This is a genomic window from Brevundimonas sp. NPDC090276, assembly GCF_044772165.1.
GTDB lineage: Bacteria > Pseudomonadota > Alphaproteobacteria > Caulobacterales > Caulobacteraceae > Brevundimonas.
Genome location: NZ_JBIVYK010000002.1, coordinates 700,507 through 713,527, shown reverse-complemented (window position 1 = coordinate 713,527; position 13,021 = coordinate 700,507). Strand labels below are relative to the sequence as shown.

The window sequence follows — 13,021 nt, the reverse complement described above, 5'->3', positions numbered from 1 at the left end:
CGCTATTGAGCAGTCCAGCCGCCGTCGACCGAATAATGGGACCCGTTGGCCGAAGCCCCGAGGTCGGACACCAGATAGAGGAAGATGCCCGCCAGTTCGTCGGTCGTGACGAAGCGTTTGGTCGGTTGCGAGCCGAGGATGACGTTCTTCATCACGTCCTCGGGCGTCATGCCGCGCGTGCGGGCCTGATCCTCGATCTGTTTGGCGACGATGGGGGTCTCGACGAAGCCGGGGCAGATGGCGTTGCAGGTGATGTTCTGTTGCGCCAGTTCTAGGGCCACCGTCTTGGTGAAGCCGATCACGCCGTGCTTGGCGGCGACATAGGCCGACTTGAACGGGCTGGCGACCAGACCGTGAGCGGAGGCAATGTTGACGATGCGCCCGCGTCCCTGCGCCTTCATGATCGGGATCGCGGCCTTGGTGGCGTAGAAGGTCGAGGACAGGTTGATCGCGATGATCTTCTCCCACTGGTCGGCGGGGAAGTTTTCGACGGCTTCGACGTGCTGGATGCCAGCGTTGTTGACCAGGATGTCGAGGCGGCCCAGTTCGCGATGCGCCGTGGAGATCATGTCGGCGATCTGATCCGGCTGGGTCATGTCGGCCGGGTGGTAGAGGACGCGCACGCCCGTCTCGGCGGCCAGGTCGGCGCGGGTCTGTTCGATGACGGCGGGGTCGCCCAGGCCGTTCAGAACCACGTCGCCGCCGCATTGCGCGACGGCGCGGGCCAGAGCCAGGCCGATGCCGGAGGTCGAGCCGGAGACGACGGCGACCTGGCCCTTGAGATCGTTCATGGCGAACATGCAGAGAGAACCTGTGGATTAGTAAGCTGCAACGCAGCCTAACCGCAGTCGTTCAATCTGGCGATCAGGAATTTCCTTCTCTGATGAATATCCAGTCCGCGTCGGTCGAAAGCGCCTTGTCGAAGCGGTAGCCGTCGCGGTCGAAGGCCTTGAGATCCTCCGCCTTCTCAATGCGGTTCTCGATAGCGTAGCGGGCCATGGCCCCGCGCGCCTTCTTGGCGAAGAAGGAGATGATGCGGGCCTCGCCGTCCTTGCGCTCCTTGAAGTGGGGCGTGATGACCGGCAACTTCAAGGCCTTGGCGTCGACGGCGCCGAAGTATTCCTGACTGGCCAGATTGACCAGGGTGCGGTCGGGCAGGGGGGCGGCGTCCTCGTTCAGACGCAGCGAGATGCGCTCGCCCCAGAAGTCATAGAGGTTGGCGCCGCGCGGGGTCTTCAGGCGCGTGCCCATCTCCAGCCGATAGGGCTGGATGGCGTCCAGCGGGCGCAGCAGGCCGTAGAAGCCCGACAGGATGCGCAGGTGATCCTGGGCCCAGTCCAGATCGGCCGGGGCCAGCGAGCGTGCGTCCAGACCGTCATAGACGTCGCCGGCAAAGGCGAAGACGGCCTGCAGCGCGCCCTCGGTCGTCTGGTTGTCGAAGGACTGGAAGCGTTCGTAGTTGAGGTCGGCCAGGGCGTCTGAGATCGACATCAGGCGGCGCAGGTCGGCGCGGCTCAGCTTTTTCGTGACCTTGGCCAGTTCCGCGGTTTCGTCGGCGCAGCGACGCGGGGTCGCGGGCACGTCGACGGCGGGGGGCGTGAAGTCCAGCCGTTTGGCCGGGGACAGGACGATCAGCAAGGCGACACAGGCTCCGAAGCATCGGGAAGCGGGCCTCATAGGCCGCTTCCGTGACGATTTGAACCGTCGGCGGCGTCACATGCGGTCGTGACGCCTAGAAGAGGACGGCCGGATTCATAATCCGCTGCGGGTCGATGGCCTGACGGATCGCCTGCATGGTGGCGATCTCCAGCGGTGACTTGTAGCGGCGGGCCTCGTCCGTTTTCAGCCGTCCCAGGCCGTGTTCGGCCGAGATGGAGCCGTTGTAGCGGGCCACTACGTCGTGGACGATTTCGGAGCCTTCCATCCAGCGGGCGATGAAGGCGGGCACGTCCTCGCCGACGCCGGGGATCACGTCATAGTGAAGGTTGCCGTCACCGACGTGGCCGAAGACCGAGACGCGGCAGCCCGGATGAAACTTCTCGACCGCCGCCGTGGCCTCGTCGATGAAGTCGGCGATGCGCGACACGGGCACCGAGACGTCGTGCTTCCAGCCGCCGCCCTCAGGTTTGAGGCCCGCCGAGTGTTCTTCGCGCAGACGCCAGAAGGCGGCCTTCTGGGCGTCGTTCTGGGCTATGGCGGCGTCGACGATCAGGCCTTCCTCGAAGGCGCCGGTCAGCAGGCGCTCCATGGCCGAATCGGCGCCGCCGGGCTCGCCCGAGGTCAGCTCGATCAGGACATACCAGGGCGGGGTCGATTCCAGCGGTTCGCGCGTGTCAGGAATGTTCTTGAGCACCAGCGCCATGCCGAGGCGCTTCATCAGCTCAAAGGCCTCGACCCCGCCGCCGGTCTCGGCCTTGGCGCGGGCCAGCAGGGCGACGGCGGCGTGGTGGCTGTCCAGGCCGACAATGGCCGTGGCGCGGCTGCGCATGATGGGGAAGAGCTTCAGCGTCGCCGCCGTCACGACGCCCAGCGTGCCCTCGGCGCCGATGAACAGCTGCTTCAGGTCATAGCCGGTGTTGTCCTTGCGCAGGCGCTTCAGACCGTTGAACACCTGACCGTCAGGCATGACGGCTTCGATGCCCAGCACCAGATCGCGCATCATGCCGTAGCGCAGCACCGCCGTGCCGCCGGCGTTGGTCGAGATGACGCCGCCGATGGTGGCCGAGCCTTCTGCCGCCAGGCTGAGCGGGAAGAAGCGGTCTTTCTCTTTCGCCAGTTGCTGGGCCTCCAGCAGGGTGACCCCGGCTTCCAGCGTCATGGCGTCGTCCAACGGCGTCACGTCGCGCACGGTCCGCAGCTTGCGCGTGGACAAAAGGACTTCGCCGAAGGGAATCTGGCCGCCGACCAGGCCCGTGCCGCCGCCCTGGGGGACGATGGCGACGCCGTGGCGGGCGCAGATCTGGACAGCCTTGGCGACTTCCTCGGTCGTACGGGGCTGCAACAGGATCGGGGTTTCGCCCGTCCAGCGCCCGCGCCATTCGGTCAGCCAGGGCGCCATGTCGTCGGCGTCCTGGGTCCAGGCGCTGGGCAGGGCGGATTTCAGCTCTTCGATGGCGGCGGGCGTGGGGAGGGTCATATCCGCCTTGTGGCAAAAGGCGTGGCGTGGTGGAAGCGCAAAACCCTGCCTCCAGGCGGTCAATTTGCGGAGAAAACATGATTCCGACCCCGGCCGTGGGCGTGGTCTGCCTGAAAGGCGACGAGGTCCTGCTGATCCGGCGCGGCACGCCGCCGCGCCAGGGCGAATGGAGCCTGCCCGGCGGCCGAATCGAATCGGGCGAGCGTCTCGCCGACGCGGCCCTGCGTGAACTGCGCGAGGAGACGGGCGTCGAGGCCGAACTGATCGGTTTGATCGACGTGGTCGACGGCCTGTTCCCCGAGGCTGGGCGGCACTACGTCCTGATCGACTACGCCGCGCTCTGGAGCAGCGGCGAGCCCGTGGCGGGCGACGATGCGGCTGAGGCGGTCTTCTTCCCGCTGGAGGAGGCGCTGCGTCGGGTCGACTGGTCCGAGACACGGCGGATCATTCGTCAGGCCCACGGCATGGCGACGGATCGTCGCGCTGACGGCCTTGTCATCGTGGTCGAACCGGAATCTGTGGCGTCGGGGAAGGCCGACCGTTAAGCTACGCCCTCAACCGGAGGGGCTTATGGATTTCTCGATTGTCTTCGTAGTGATGTTCGCAGCCTTCGCGATCATCTTCCTGTTCAGCGTTATCAAGATCGTGCCGCAAGGCCGCGAATTCACGGTGGAACGGTTCGGCAAATACACCAAGACGCTGAAGCCCGGCATCAGCATCCTGACCCCGTTCGTCGAGCGGATCGGTCGGCGCATGAACATGATGGAGCAGGTGCTGGACGTCCCGACCCAGGAGGTCATCACCAAGGACAACGCCATGGTGAAGGTGGATGGCATCGTCTTCATCCAGGTGATGGACGCCGCCCGCGCCGCCTATCGCGTTGACAATCTGCCCTACGCCATCGCCCAGCTCTGCATGACCAACCTGCGGACCGTGGTCGGCTCGATGGAACTGGACGAGGTGCTGTCGCAGCGCGACGCCATCAACACCCGCCTGCTGCACGTCATCGACGCCGCAACCGAGCCGTGGGGCGTCAAGGCCAACCGCATCGAGATCAAGGACCTGACGCCGCCCAGCGACATCACCAACGCCATGGCTCGCCAGATGAAGGCCGAGCGCGAGCGTCGTGCGGTCATCACCGAGGCGGACGGCGAGAAGCAGGCCGCCATCGCCCGCGCCGAGGGCGCCAAGCAGGCCGCGATCCTGGAGGCCGAGGGCCGCCGCGAAGCCGCCTTCCGCGACGCCGAGGCTCGTGAGCGTGAAGCCGAGGCCGAGGCCAAGGCGACCGCCATGGTGTCGGAAGCCATCGCCCGCGGCGACGTCAACGCCATCAACTACTTCGTGGCCCAGAAATACGTCGAGGCCTTCGCCGAACTGGCCCGCAGTCCGCAACAGAAGACGGTCATCGTGCCGGCCGAAATGGGCGGTCTGGTCGGCACCATAGCGGGTCTGGGCGAACTGGTCGGCCTGGCCAAGGAGCAGCAGCATGCCCGTACCGAGACGCGCGCTGTGGCGCGTCCGGCTCCGACGGCGGCGCCCGCTGCGCCCGCCCGTCCGGCTACGCCGCGTCGCCCTGGCGGCGCCGTGCCGACCACGGAGTAGGGCATGGACTGGATGCTGAACCTCTACGCCGCCCAGCCCTTCTGGCTGTGGCTGGCGGTGGGCGTGGTCCTGCTGGCCATCGAGGCTGCCGCCTCGACCGAGTGGCTGTTGTGGCCCGCCGTCTCGGCCGGGATCGTGGCGCTGATTTCAGCCCTGGCGCCCAACCTCGGCTTGCCGGTCGAGATCGGCGTCTTCGCCGCCTTGACGGTGGCATCGACCATCCTGTCGCGTCGTCTGATCAAACGGGTGAACCCCAAGGACGAGCCGGACATCAACGACCGCGACCTGCGCCTGGTCGGCGAGCGGGCGAGGGTGGTCGAGGCCTTCGTCGACGGTCGCGGCCGGGTCTTCGTTTCGGGCGCCGAGTGGCCGGCCGAGATCGAGGGGGCGGCGCCGCTGGCCGGCGAAAGCGTGGTGGTCGAATCGGTCGACGGCCCGCGCCTGCGGGTGCGTCTGGCCTAAGGTTCTAGCGGCGTCGCATCTCTTCGACGCCGCGATTCGCCAGGCCGTCGGCCCGTTCGTTCAGGACGTGGCCGGCGTGGCCCTTGACCCAATGCCATTTGACCTCGTGGCGGCTGCGGGCCTCGTCCAGGCGCCGCCACAGGTCATCATTCTTCACCGGCTTCTTGTCGGCGGTTTTCCAGCCGCGGGCCTTCCAGCCCCGGATCCACTCTGTGATGCCCTGCATGACGTATTTGCTGTCGGTGTGCAGGTCGACGCGGCAGGGGCGTTTGAGGGCCTCCAGCGCGGCGATGGCGGCCATCAGCTCCATGCGGTTGTTGGTCGTGTTGGGCTCGCCGCCCCACAATTCCTTTTCGTGACCGGCTCCGCTCTGCAGAATGGCGCCCCAGCCGCCAGGGCCGGGATTGCCCTTGCAGGCGCCGTCGGTGTGGATGATGACGTGATCAACGAGACTCATGGCGCGATGCCTACAGCGTCCCTTGGCGCGCCGCCATCAGTCAGCCTATATGACGCACAACAATCAGTCGGACGGGGCCGCTTTCGTGGTCCCTTTGAGGAGGTAACGCCATGGGCTCCATGAGCATCTGGCACTGGGCCATCGTCATCGTCGTCGTCGCCCTGCTGTTCGGCGGTCGCGGCAAGCTGTCCGGCATCATGGGCGACGCCGCCAAGGGCATCCGCGCCTTCAAGGACGGCCTGAAGGATGAGACGGATTCCAAGGGCTCGAAGGACGGCGTCAGCTCGCTGCCGCGCACCGAGGCCGAAAAAGAAGACCTGAACCGCTGATCGCCTTCGCGGAAAGACGCTGAATCATGGGTGGTCTTGGCCCCGGAGTCGGCGGGTTCGAAATCCTTGTCATCGGTCTGGTGGCCCTGCTTGTCGTAGGGCCCAAGGATTTGCCGATGCTGATGCGCAAGGTCGGTCAGTTCGTCGCCAAGGCGCGCGGCATGGCCAACGAATTCCGCGCCAGCTTCGACGAAATGGCTCGTCAGTCCGAGCTGGACGACCTTCGCAAGGAGGTCGAGGCGCTGCGCACGGGGCAGGGCATGCACCCGCTCGGCGCCGAGGCCGAAGCGGCCTTCAAGGACATCCGCAAGGATCTTGAGGCCCCGCTTGATGCGCCGGTTCTGGCGGCGCCCGCTTTGACGACGCCTGTTGCCACCGGCGTGGATGAGTGGCCGGACGAGTTCCAGCCTGCGGTTGAGCCGGTTGCGGAGACCATCGTCGCTGAACCCAAGGTAAAGGCGGCTGCAAAGCCGAAGGCGGAGCGCGCCCCGGCCAAGACCGCCTCCAAGACTGCAAAGGCCAGGCCGGTCGCGGCTGAGGCTGTGGCGCCCAAGTCCAAGGCCGTGCGCAAGAAGAAGGTCGATCAATGACGTCGCTCGACCGGGACGAGGCCGATATCGAGGCCTCGCGCGCGCCCCTGATGGATCACCTGATCGAGCTGCGCGGGCGGCTGCTGATCTGCGTCGTCGCCTTCGTCGTGGCCTTCATTGGCTGCTTCGCATTCTCCGAGAAGCTCTACCTCTTCCTGGTCCAGCCCTATGTGGTGTCAGCCGCCTTCCACCAGACGGTAGGGGCGCACGGCCATGTGTCGCCGTTCGACCTGATCCTGGGCACCGCAGGACTGGTTCCGGTGCCGGACGTGGACCACCAGAGCGTCAAGTTGATCTACACCGCGCCGCTGGAGATCCTTTTCACCAAGATGAAGTTGGCCGGCCTGGGCGCCGTCATCGTGGCCTTCCCGGTGCTGGCCTGGCAGCTGTACCGCTTCGTCGCGCCGGGTCTGTACCGCAATGAGAAGGGCGCCTTCTTGCCCTTCCTGATCGCGGCGCCGGTGCTGTTCCTGCTGGGGGCGGCGCTGGTCTATTTCGTCATGCTGCCCTTCGTCATGTGGTTCTCGCTGAGCCAGCAGATCATCGGCGAGGGCGTGGCGGCGGAACTGCTGCCCAAGGTGTCGGACTACCTGAATCTGGTGACGGCCCTGATCCTGGCCTTCGGGCTGTGTTTCCAGCTGCCGGTCGTCATGACCCTGCTGGGACTGGCTGGATTGATCAGCTCTCAAGTCATGGCCAAGGGGCGTCGCTACGCCATCGTGGCCGTGGTCGTGGTCGCCGCAGTCGTGACACCGCCGGATCCGATCAGCCAACTGATGCTCGCCGTGCCCATGGTGCTGCTCTACGAGGTCTCGATCTGGTGCGTCCGCATCATCGAACTGCGCCGCAAAAAGGCAGACGCGGCCGACGAGGCGCCCGCCTAGAGCGCAGACCAGGCCTCAAGGCCGATTTGCAGATCCGCGATCAGGTCAGCCGGGTCTTCCAGTCCGACGTGCAGGCGCAGGAGCTGGCCGTGCAGCTCAGGCCTATGCAGGCGATGCGCCAATTGCGGGGTCTCGTGGGTGATCAGGCTTTCGAAGCCGCCCCAGGAATAGCCCATGCCGAACAGGCTGAGCGCTCGCATCAGCGCGTGGGCCGAGGCCTTGTCGCCGCCCTTCATGACCACGCCCATCAGGGCGGCGCCGCCCGAATAGTCGCGCCGCCACAGGTCGTGCCCGACCGAACCGGGCAGGGGCGGGAAGAGGACGCGCTCGACTTCGGATCGGGCTTGCAGCCATTCGGCGACCTGAAGCGCCGACTTGAGGGCCTCATTGTAGCGCAGCGGCAGGGTACGCAAGCCGCGTAGCGCCAGCCAGGCGTCGTCGGGCGACACGTGCCAGCCCATGTCCTCGATCGTGTGCAGAATTGTGCGGCTGATGCCCGCATCCTGAACTGCGATGGCCCCCATCAGCAGGTCGGAATGGCCAGCGGCGTACTTTGTCACCGCCTGGACGCTGACGTCGACGCCGTGCGCCAGGGGGGGCAACGCCAGCCCAGCGGCCCAGGTGTTGTCCATCACCGTCAGCACGCCGCGCGCCTTGCAGGCCGCCGCTATAGCCGGAACGTCCACAATCTCGAACGTCAGGGACGAGGGCGACTCGATCAGCAGCAGGCGGGTTCGCTCATTGCACAGCGCCAGGATGTCCACCGTCGAGGCGTCCGCCGGATGGAAGCGCGTCGTGATGCCGCGCGCAGCCAGGTGGCGGGTCAGGAAGCGTCGTGTGGGGCCATAGACGGCGTCGCTGGCCACCACCTCGTCGCCGGGACGCAGCAGGGCCAGCAGTGGGACGGTGACGGCGGCTAAACCCGACGGGACCAGAAAGGCGTCGCTGGCCCCCTCCAGATCGGCAAGCGCGGCGCGCAGTTCGCGTGCGGCGCTGGTGCCGTCCAGACCATAAACCGGACCTGGCGTAGAATCCTGCATTGAGGCTGGGTCGTCGCTGAGCATGGTGGAGGCGCGCTCGACCGGCGGATTGACCGGCCGTCGGCCCTGACCCCGCCGCGTGGCGGAGACGATCAGGCGGGTGCGGTCGGAAAGGCGAGGCATGACGACTCCGGCGGGTTGCGGTTCGGGGCCTAGAGGGCTCTAAAGAAGACGGGGGCGCAAGCTGGAGAGGGTGCCGGAATGCGGGCGTCGAAGATCGTGATCGGAATATCGCTGGCGCTGCTGCTGGCGACGGCCGCTTGCGAGCGTCAGGCCACGACCGATCACGCCGAGACGACGCCGACCGCGCGGCCCACGGCGACGACCATGCCGGCGGATGTGGTCAGCCCGACGCTGGCGGCCATCAAGCAGCGGGGGCATCTGAACTGCGGCGTCAATCAGGGGCTGGTGGGCTTCGCCTATACAGACAATCGCGGCGCCTGGCGGGGCTTTGACGTCGACTTCTGCCGGGCGACGGCGGCGGCGATCTTTGGCGATCCCGATGCGGTGCGATTCGTGCCGCTGACCGCCGAACTGAGATTCGAGGCGCTGCGCGACGGTCGGGTGGATGTCCTGTGGCGGAACACGTCCTGGACCATGAGCCGCGACACCGGCGGCGAGCTGAGCTTCGCCGGCATCAACTATTACGACGGTCAGGGTTTCCTGGTGCGCCGCGCCCTGAACTTGAACAGCGCGTCCGAACTGAACGGCGCCCGCATTTGCGTTCAGACTGGATCGACGACTGAACTGAACGTCGAGGACTATTTCCGCACGCGCGGAATCGAGTTCCGTCCAGTCATGGTCAAGACGGAGGAGGAGGCGCGTCAGGCCTATGCGCGTGAAGAGTGCGACGCCTTTACTGCCGACATCTCGGCCCTGGCCGCAGCGAGGACGACCCTGGCCAATCCACAGCAGCACGCCATCCTGCCGGATGTCATCTCCAAGGAACCGCTGGGCCCGGTCGTGCGCCGGGGCGACGATCAGTGGACGGCGGTGATCCGCTGGACCCTGAACGCCCTGATGCTCGGTGAAGAGCTGGGCGTGACCAAGGCCAATGTGGCCGCTATGGCGCGTGACAGTCAGGAACCGCGTATCCGTCGTCTGTTGGGCGACGAGGGCGAGTTCGGGCCCTCGGTGGGACTGCCGCGGACCTGGGCGCGGGACGCCATCGCGGCGGGCGGAAACTATGGCGAGATCTTCGAGCGGAACCTTGGCCAGCAATCGGCGCTGAATCTGGCCAGGGGACTGAACGCGCAATGGAGCGCGCGGCCCAGCGGCTTGATCTACGCCCTGCCGATCCGGTAGGGCGTCAGGCGGCCGCCCGAATGGGGGACGCATGACCGGCACGACCAGACAGAAGGTTCCGCTGCATGTCCTGATGCTGATTGGCTTTCTGGTCGGCTTGTCAGGGGGCTTGCTGGTCAATCTGACCATCGGCGGCGACACGCCCTGGGTTCAGTGGCTGACCTCGAACATCACCGGGCCGGCGGGACAGATTTTCCTGCGGCTGCTGTTCATGATGGTGTTGCCCCTGTTGTTTTCGGCCCTGGTGATCGGCGTGGCCGAGATGGGGGATTTGAAGACGCTGGGGCGGGCCGGGACCAAGAGCCTGGTGTTCACCGTTTTCATCTCGGCTGTCGCCGTGCTTATCGGCCTGGTCATGGTCAACGTCTTCCGGCCCGGCGACGGGGTAGACCCCGCCCTGGCCCAGCAACTGCTGGAGCAGGGACGTAGCGGCGCGGCCTCTATCGTGGGCAGTGCGCCGGATTCGGTTCACGCGGGCGATTTCTTCCTCAACCTGGTGCCGTCCAATGTCTTCACGGCGGCGGCGCAGAACGAAATCCTGCCGGTCATGGTCTTCGCCCTGCTGTTCGGCATCGGGCTGGTCCTGACAAAAGGTCCGGTGACGGAGACCCTGCAGAAGACCATCGAGGGCGTGTTCGAGGTGATGATGAAGCTCATCAACCTTGTCATCCGTCTGGCGCCGATGGCCATCGCCTGCCTGATGTTCAATCTGGCGGCCTTGTTTGGATGGGATCTTCTGGTGCGGCTGGCCGCCTTTGTCGCTGTCGCGGTGGGCGCCATGGCGATCCACATGTTCGTTGTCTATCCGATCTGTATCGCGACCTTGGGCGGTATGTCGCCGCTGAAGTTCTTCCGGGGCATCCGCGAGGCCATGGTGGTGTCGTTCTCGACAGCCTCGTCCAACGCCAGCCTGCCGGTGTCGCTGCGGGTGGCGGAACAGAACCTGGGCCTGCCGCGTAAGATCGCCCGCTTTGTCCTGACGGTCGGGGCCACCGCCAATCAGAACGGCACGGCTCTTTTCGAGGGGGTGACGGTGTTGTTCCTGGCCCAGTTCTTCAGCGTTGACCTGAGTCTGGGCCAGCAGTTCATCGTCATGCTGGTGTGCATCCTGGGCGGGGTCGGCACGGCGGGGGTGCCGGCAGGGTCGCTGCCGGTCATCGCCATGATCCTGGCCATGGTGGGCGTGCCGCCGGAAGGGATCGGCCTGATCTTGGGCGTGGACCGCTTCCTGGACATGTGCCGGACCACATTGAACGTGACCGGCGATCTGGTCGTCGCCACCGTGGTGTCGCGCGGCGAGGAGGATACCGACGCTACGGTTCCGGCTGCGGCCTGAGGGTCAGCCGACCTCGACAGGGACGTCGGCGCGCGCACCCCATTCGGCCCACGATCCGTCATAGAGGCGCGAGGGGCTGCCGAGTTCGGCCAGTCCGAGGGTCAGAATGGCGGCGGTCACGCCCGACCCGCAACTGGTGATGACGGGGCGTTCCAGATCGACGGCTGCGTCGCGGAAGGCGGCTTCCAGCGCAGCGCCGCGTTTCAATGTGCCGTCCGCGTTCAGCAGTTGGCTGAATGGCAGGTTCAGTGCGCCGGGCATATGGCCTGAGCGCACACCTGCGCGCGGCTCGGCTGCTTCGCCACGGAAACGCGGCGCGCCTCTCGCGTCTACCACCTGAACCTCGCTGCCCAATGCCTGACGGACCTGTTCCAGATCGACGACATTCTTGGCGGCGAAGGCGGTCCGGAAGGCCGAGGCGTTTCTGGTAAGCACTGAGCCATGCTCCATAGGCCGTCCTTCGGCCCGCCATTTCGGCAAGCCGCCGTCCAGCACGCGAACCCGCGTCGCGCCCATGATCCGCAGCGTCCACCAGACCCGCGCCGCCGAAAAAAGGCTCTGGGCGTCGTAGACGATGATGTCATCCGCTTCGCTGACGCCTAGCCCGCCCATGGCCTCGGCGAAGGCTTGGGGCGATGGAAGCATGTGCGGATAGGGGCTGTCGCGATCGGAGATCGCCTCCAGATCAAAGAACACGGCGCCGGGCAGGTGCTCCTGCTCGAAATCGCTGCGGGCGTCCCGTTCGTCCAGCCACCAACTGGCGTCGATGATCCGCAGGTCCGGCGCGTCGAGGCGATCCGCCAGGTCTTGTGTCGAGATCAGGGGGCTGACTGAGGGCGCATGCATGGCGGCACGATAACACGGCAGCTCAGCCATGTGGTCAGGCCCTGAGTCGCCCTGTAGGTTGCGAAACCAAGGGTCTGACGCCACCTGTCGGACGCAAAGTTGCGGCATGGAGCCGCGACCTGATCGATTCAAATAGCCGAAAGCGCCGCCGTGAACCGTCCCAACGCCGTCATCGAACTGTCCGAAGGCCTCAAAAAGCCCGTCGTGATCGGCGGCTGCCGCCGTATCGTCTTCATCGCCGGCCCGTGCCAGATGGAAAGCCGCCAGCATGCGCTGGAGACGGCGCATCGGCTGAAGGAAATCGGCGACCGTCTGGACGTCGGCATCATCTACAAGACCAGCTTCGACAAGGCGAACCGCACCAGCGCCACCGCCGCGCGCGGCATCGGCCTGAAGGACGCCCTGCCGATCTTCGCCGAAATCCGTGAAGTCACCGGCCTGCCGACCCTGACCGACGTCCACTCCGAGGCCCAGTGCGAAGGCGTGGCCGAGGCTGTGGACGTGCTGCAGATCCCGGCCTTCCTGTCGCGTCAGACCGATCTGCTGCTGGCCGCCGCCGCCACCGGCAAGGCGATCAACATCAAGAAGGGTCAGTTCCTGGCCCCCTGGGACATGAAGAACGTCATCGCCAAGGTGGTCGGCGCGGGCAATCCGAACGTCATGGCCTGCGAGCGCGGCGCCAGCTTCGGCTACAACACCCTGGTCAGCGACATGCGGTCCCTGCCGATCATGCGCGAGATCGGCTGCCCCGTCGTCTTTGACGCGACCCACAGCGTGCAGCAGCCGGGCGGGCAGGGTACGTCCTCCGGCGGCCAGCGCGAGTTCGTGCCGGTGCTGGCGCGCGCCGCCGTGGCTGTCGGCGTGGACGCCGTCTTCCTGGAAACGCACGAAGACCCCGACAACGCCCCGTCGGACGGCCCCAACATGGTGCCGCTGGACCAGTTCGAGGCTCTGGCTGCCGAACTGATCGCCTTCGATGATCTGGCCATCAAGGTCGGCGCCAAGGCGCCGATGGCGAACCCGGCCTGAATCCG

At 66.4% G+C, this 13,021-nt stretch carries 15 protein-coding genes; 9 read left to right on the top strand and 6 right to left on the bottom strand.

Going from position 1 to position 13,021, the window contains the following annotated elements; genetic code table 11:
- Nucleotides 1-2 precede the first annotated feature (2 nt).
- The 3 genes from ACIQTU_RS09285 to ACIQTU_RS09275 form a co-directional block, all read right to left on the bottom strand.
- Nucleotides 3-800: a 3-hydroxybutyrate dehydrogenase gene (locus ACIQTU_RS09285; protein ID WP_400545659.1), complete on the bottom strand. Its 798-nt coding sequence runs from the start codon at nt 798-800 to the stop codon at nt 3-5.
- A 64-nt stretch (nt 801-864) separates the two neighbouring features.
- Nucleotides 865-1,638 (bottom strand): peroxide stress protein YaaA, encoded by a 774-nt coding sequence (yaaA, locus tag ACIQTU_RS09280; RefSeq protein WP_400545656.1) that lies wholly within the window; start codon nt 1,636-1,638, stop codon nt 865-867.
- Between the two features lie 94 nt (nt 1,639-1,732).
- Nucleotides 1,733-3,136: an FAD-binding oxidoreductase gene (locus ACIQTU_RS09275; protein WP_400545653.1), complete on the bottom strand. Its 1,404-nt coding sequence runs from the start codon at nt 3,134-3,136 to the stop codon at nt 1,733-1,735.
- A gap of 77 nt (nt 3,137-3,213) precedes the next feature.
- On the opposite strand from ACIQTU_RS09275, the gene ACIQTU_RS09270 reads away from it, so the two are divergent.
- From ACIQTU_RS09270 to ACIQTU_RS09260, 3 genes are read left to right on the top strand one after another with little or no spacing between them, the layout of a single operon-like run.
- Complete coding sequence (locus ACIQTU_RS09270) at nt 3,214-3,681, top strand: NUDIX hydrolase (RefSeq protein WP_400545650.1); 468 nt, start codon at nt 3,214-3,216, stop codon at nt 3,679-3,681.
- 25 nt (nt 3,682-3,706) lie between these two features.
- Nucleotides 3,707-4,738 (top strand): SPFH domain-containing protein, encoded by a 1,032-nt coding sequence (locus ACIQTU_RS09265; RefSeq protein WP_400545647.1) that lies wholly within the window; start codon nt 3,707-3,709, stop codon nt 4,736-4,738.
- Nucleotides 4,739-4,741: 3 nt separating this feature from the next.
- Nucleotides 4,742-5,200 (top strand): NfeD family protein, encoded by a 459-nt coding sequence (locus ACIQTU_RS09260; protein ID WP_400545644.1) that lies wholly within the window; start codon nt 4,742-4,744, stop codon nt 5,198-5,200.
- Between the two features lie 4 nt (nt 5,201-5,204).
- Here ACIQTU_RS09260 and rnhA read toward each other — a convergent pair whose 3' ends face one another.
- Nucleotides 5,205-5,657 carry a ribonuclease HI gene (gene rnhA / locus ACIQTU_RS09255; protein WP_400545641.1) on the bottom strand — a complete coding sequence of 151 codons (453 nt, stop codon included), beginning with the start codon at nt 5,655-5,657 and terminating at the stop codon, nt 5,205-5,207.
- A 110-nt stretch (nt 5,658-5,767) separates the two neighbouring features.
- Here rnhA and ACIQTU_RS09250 point away from each other — a divergent pair, with 110 nt between their 5' ends.
- Genes ACIQTU_RS09250 through tatC form a run of 3 tightly spaced genes read left to right on the top strand, consistent with a single transcriptional unit; the run spans nt 5,768 to nt 7,460 of the window.
- Nucleotides 5,768-5,986, top strand: a complete 219-nt coding sequence (locus ACIQTU_RS09250) for a twin-arginine translocase TatA/TatE family subunit (RefSeq protein ID WP_400545638.1) — start codon at nt 5,768-5,770, stop codon at nt 5,984-5,986.
- A gap of 26 nt (nt 5,987-6,012) precedes the next feature.
- Nucleotides 6,013-6,576, top strand: coding sequence for a Sec-independent protein translocase protein TatB (gene tatB, locus ACIQTU_RS09245; protein WP_400545636.1), 564 nt, complete (start codon nt 6,013-6,015; stop codon nt 6,574-6,576).
- Nucleotides 6,573-7,460, top strand: coding sequence for a twin-arginine translocase subunit TatC (tatC, locus tag ACIQTU_RS09240; protein WP_400545634.1), 888 nt, complete (start codon nt 6,573-6,575; stop codon nt 7,458-7,460). The genes tatB and tatC overlap by 4 nt, the downstream gene beginning before the upstream one ends.
- Here tatC and metC read toward each other — a convergent pair.
- Nucleotides 7,457-8,623: a cystathionine beta-lyase gene (gene metC, locus ACIQTU_RS09235; protein WP_400545631.1), complete on the bottom strand. Its 1,167-nt coding sequence runs from the start codon at nt 8,621-8,623 to the stop codon at nt 7,457-7,459. The genes tatC and metC overlap by 4 nt on opposite strands.
- 96 nt (nt 8,624-8,719) lie before the next feature.
- Between metC and ACIQTU_RS09230 the strand changes: the two genes are divergently transcribed.
- Together ACIQTU_RS09230 and ACIQTU_RS09225 are read left to right on the top strand one after the other, a co-directional pair.
- Nucleotides 8,720-9,805 carry an amino acid ABC transporter substrate-binding protein gene (locus ACIQTU_RS09230; protein ID WP_400545628.1) on the top strand — a complete coding sequence of 362 codons (1,086 nt, stop codon included), beginning with the start codon at nt 8,720-8,722 and terminating at the stop codon, nt 9,803-9,805.
- Nucleotides 9,806-9,836: 31 nt separating this feature from the next.
- Entirely contained in the window at nt 9,837-11,141 is a 1,305-nt protein-coding gene (locus ACIQTU_RS09225; protein ID WP_400545625.1) for a dicarboxylate/amino acid:cation symporter, read from the top strand.
- A 3-nt stretch (nt 11,142-11,144) separates the two neighbouring features.
- Here ACIQTU_RS09225 and sseA read toward each other — a convergent pair whose 3' ends face one another.
- Nucleotides 11,145-12,017, bottom strand: a complete 873-nt coding sequence (sseA, locus tag ACIQTU_RS09220; protein WP_400545623.1) for a 3-mercaptopyruvate sulfurtransferase — start codon at nt 12,015-12,017, stop codon at nt 11,145-11,147.
- A gap of 120 nt (nt 12,018-12,137) precedes the next feature.
- Between sseA and kdsA the strand changes: the two genes are divergently transcribed.
- Entirely contained in the window at nt 12,138-13,016 is an 879-nt protein-coding gene (gene kdsA / locus ACIQTU_RS09215; protein ID WP_400545620.1) for a 3-deoxy-8-phosphooctulonate synthase, read from the top strand.
- Nucleotides 13,017-13,021 lie beyond the last annotated feature (5 nt).

Bases quoted from the DNA above. Each gene is read 5' to 3' on its own strand.
- ACIQTU_RS09285 (WP_400545659.1), bottom strand. From the start codon at position 800: ATGTTCGCCATGAACGATCTCAAGGGCCAGGTCGCCGTCGTCTCCGGC.
- ACIQTU_RS09275 (WP_400545653.1), bottom strand. From the start codon at position 3,136: ATGACCCTCCCCACGCCCGCCGCCATCGAAGAGCTGAAATCCGCCCTG.
- ACIQTU_RS09270 (WP_400545650.1), top strand. From the start codon at position 3,214: ATGATTCCGACCCCGGCCGTGGGCGTGGTCTGCCTGAAAGGCGACGAG.
- ACIQTU_RS09265 (WP_400545647.1), top strand. From the start codon at position 3,707: ATGGATTTCTCGATTGTCTTCGTAGTGATGTTCGCAGCCTTCGCGATC.
- ACIQTU_RS09260 (WP_400545644.1), top strand. From the start codon at position 4,742: ATGGACTGGATGCTGAACCTCTACGCCGCCCAGCCCTTCTGGCTGTGG.
- rnhA (WP_400545641.1), bottom strand. From the start codon at position 5,657: ATGAGTCTCGTTGATCACGTCATCATCCACACCGACGGCGCCTGCAAG.
- ACIQTU_RS09250 (WP_400545638.1), top strand. From the start codon at position 5,768: ATGGGCTCCATGAGCATCTGGCACTGGGCCATCGTCATCGTCGTCGTC.
- tatB (WP_400545636.1), top strand. From the start codon at position 6,013: ATGGGTGGTCTTGGCCCCGGAGTCGGCGGGTTCGAAATCCTTGTCATC.
- tatC (WP_400545634.1), top strand. From the start codon at position 6,573: ATGACGTCGCTCGACCGGGACGAGGCCGATATCGAGGCCTCGCGCGCG.
- metC (WP_400545631.1), bottom strand. From the start codon at position 8,623: ATGCCTCGCCTTTCCGACCGCACCCGCCTGATCGTCTCCGCCACGCGG.
- ACIQTU_RS09225 (WP_400545625.1), top strand. From the start codon at position 9,837: ATGACCGGCACGACCAGACAGAAGGTTCCGCTGCATGTCCTGATGCTG.
- sseA (WP_400545623.1), bottom strand. From the start codon at position 12,017: ATGGCTGAGCTGCCGTGTTATCGTGCCGCCATGCATGCGCCCTCAGTC.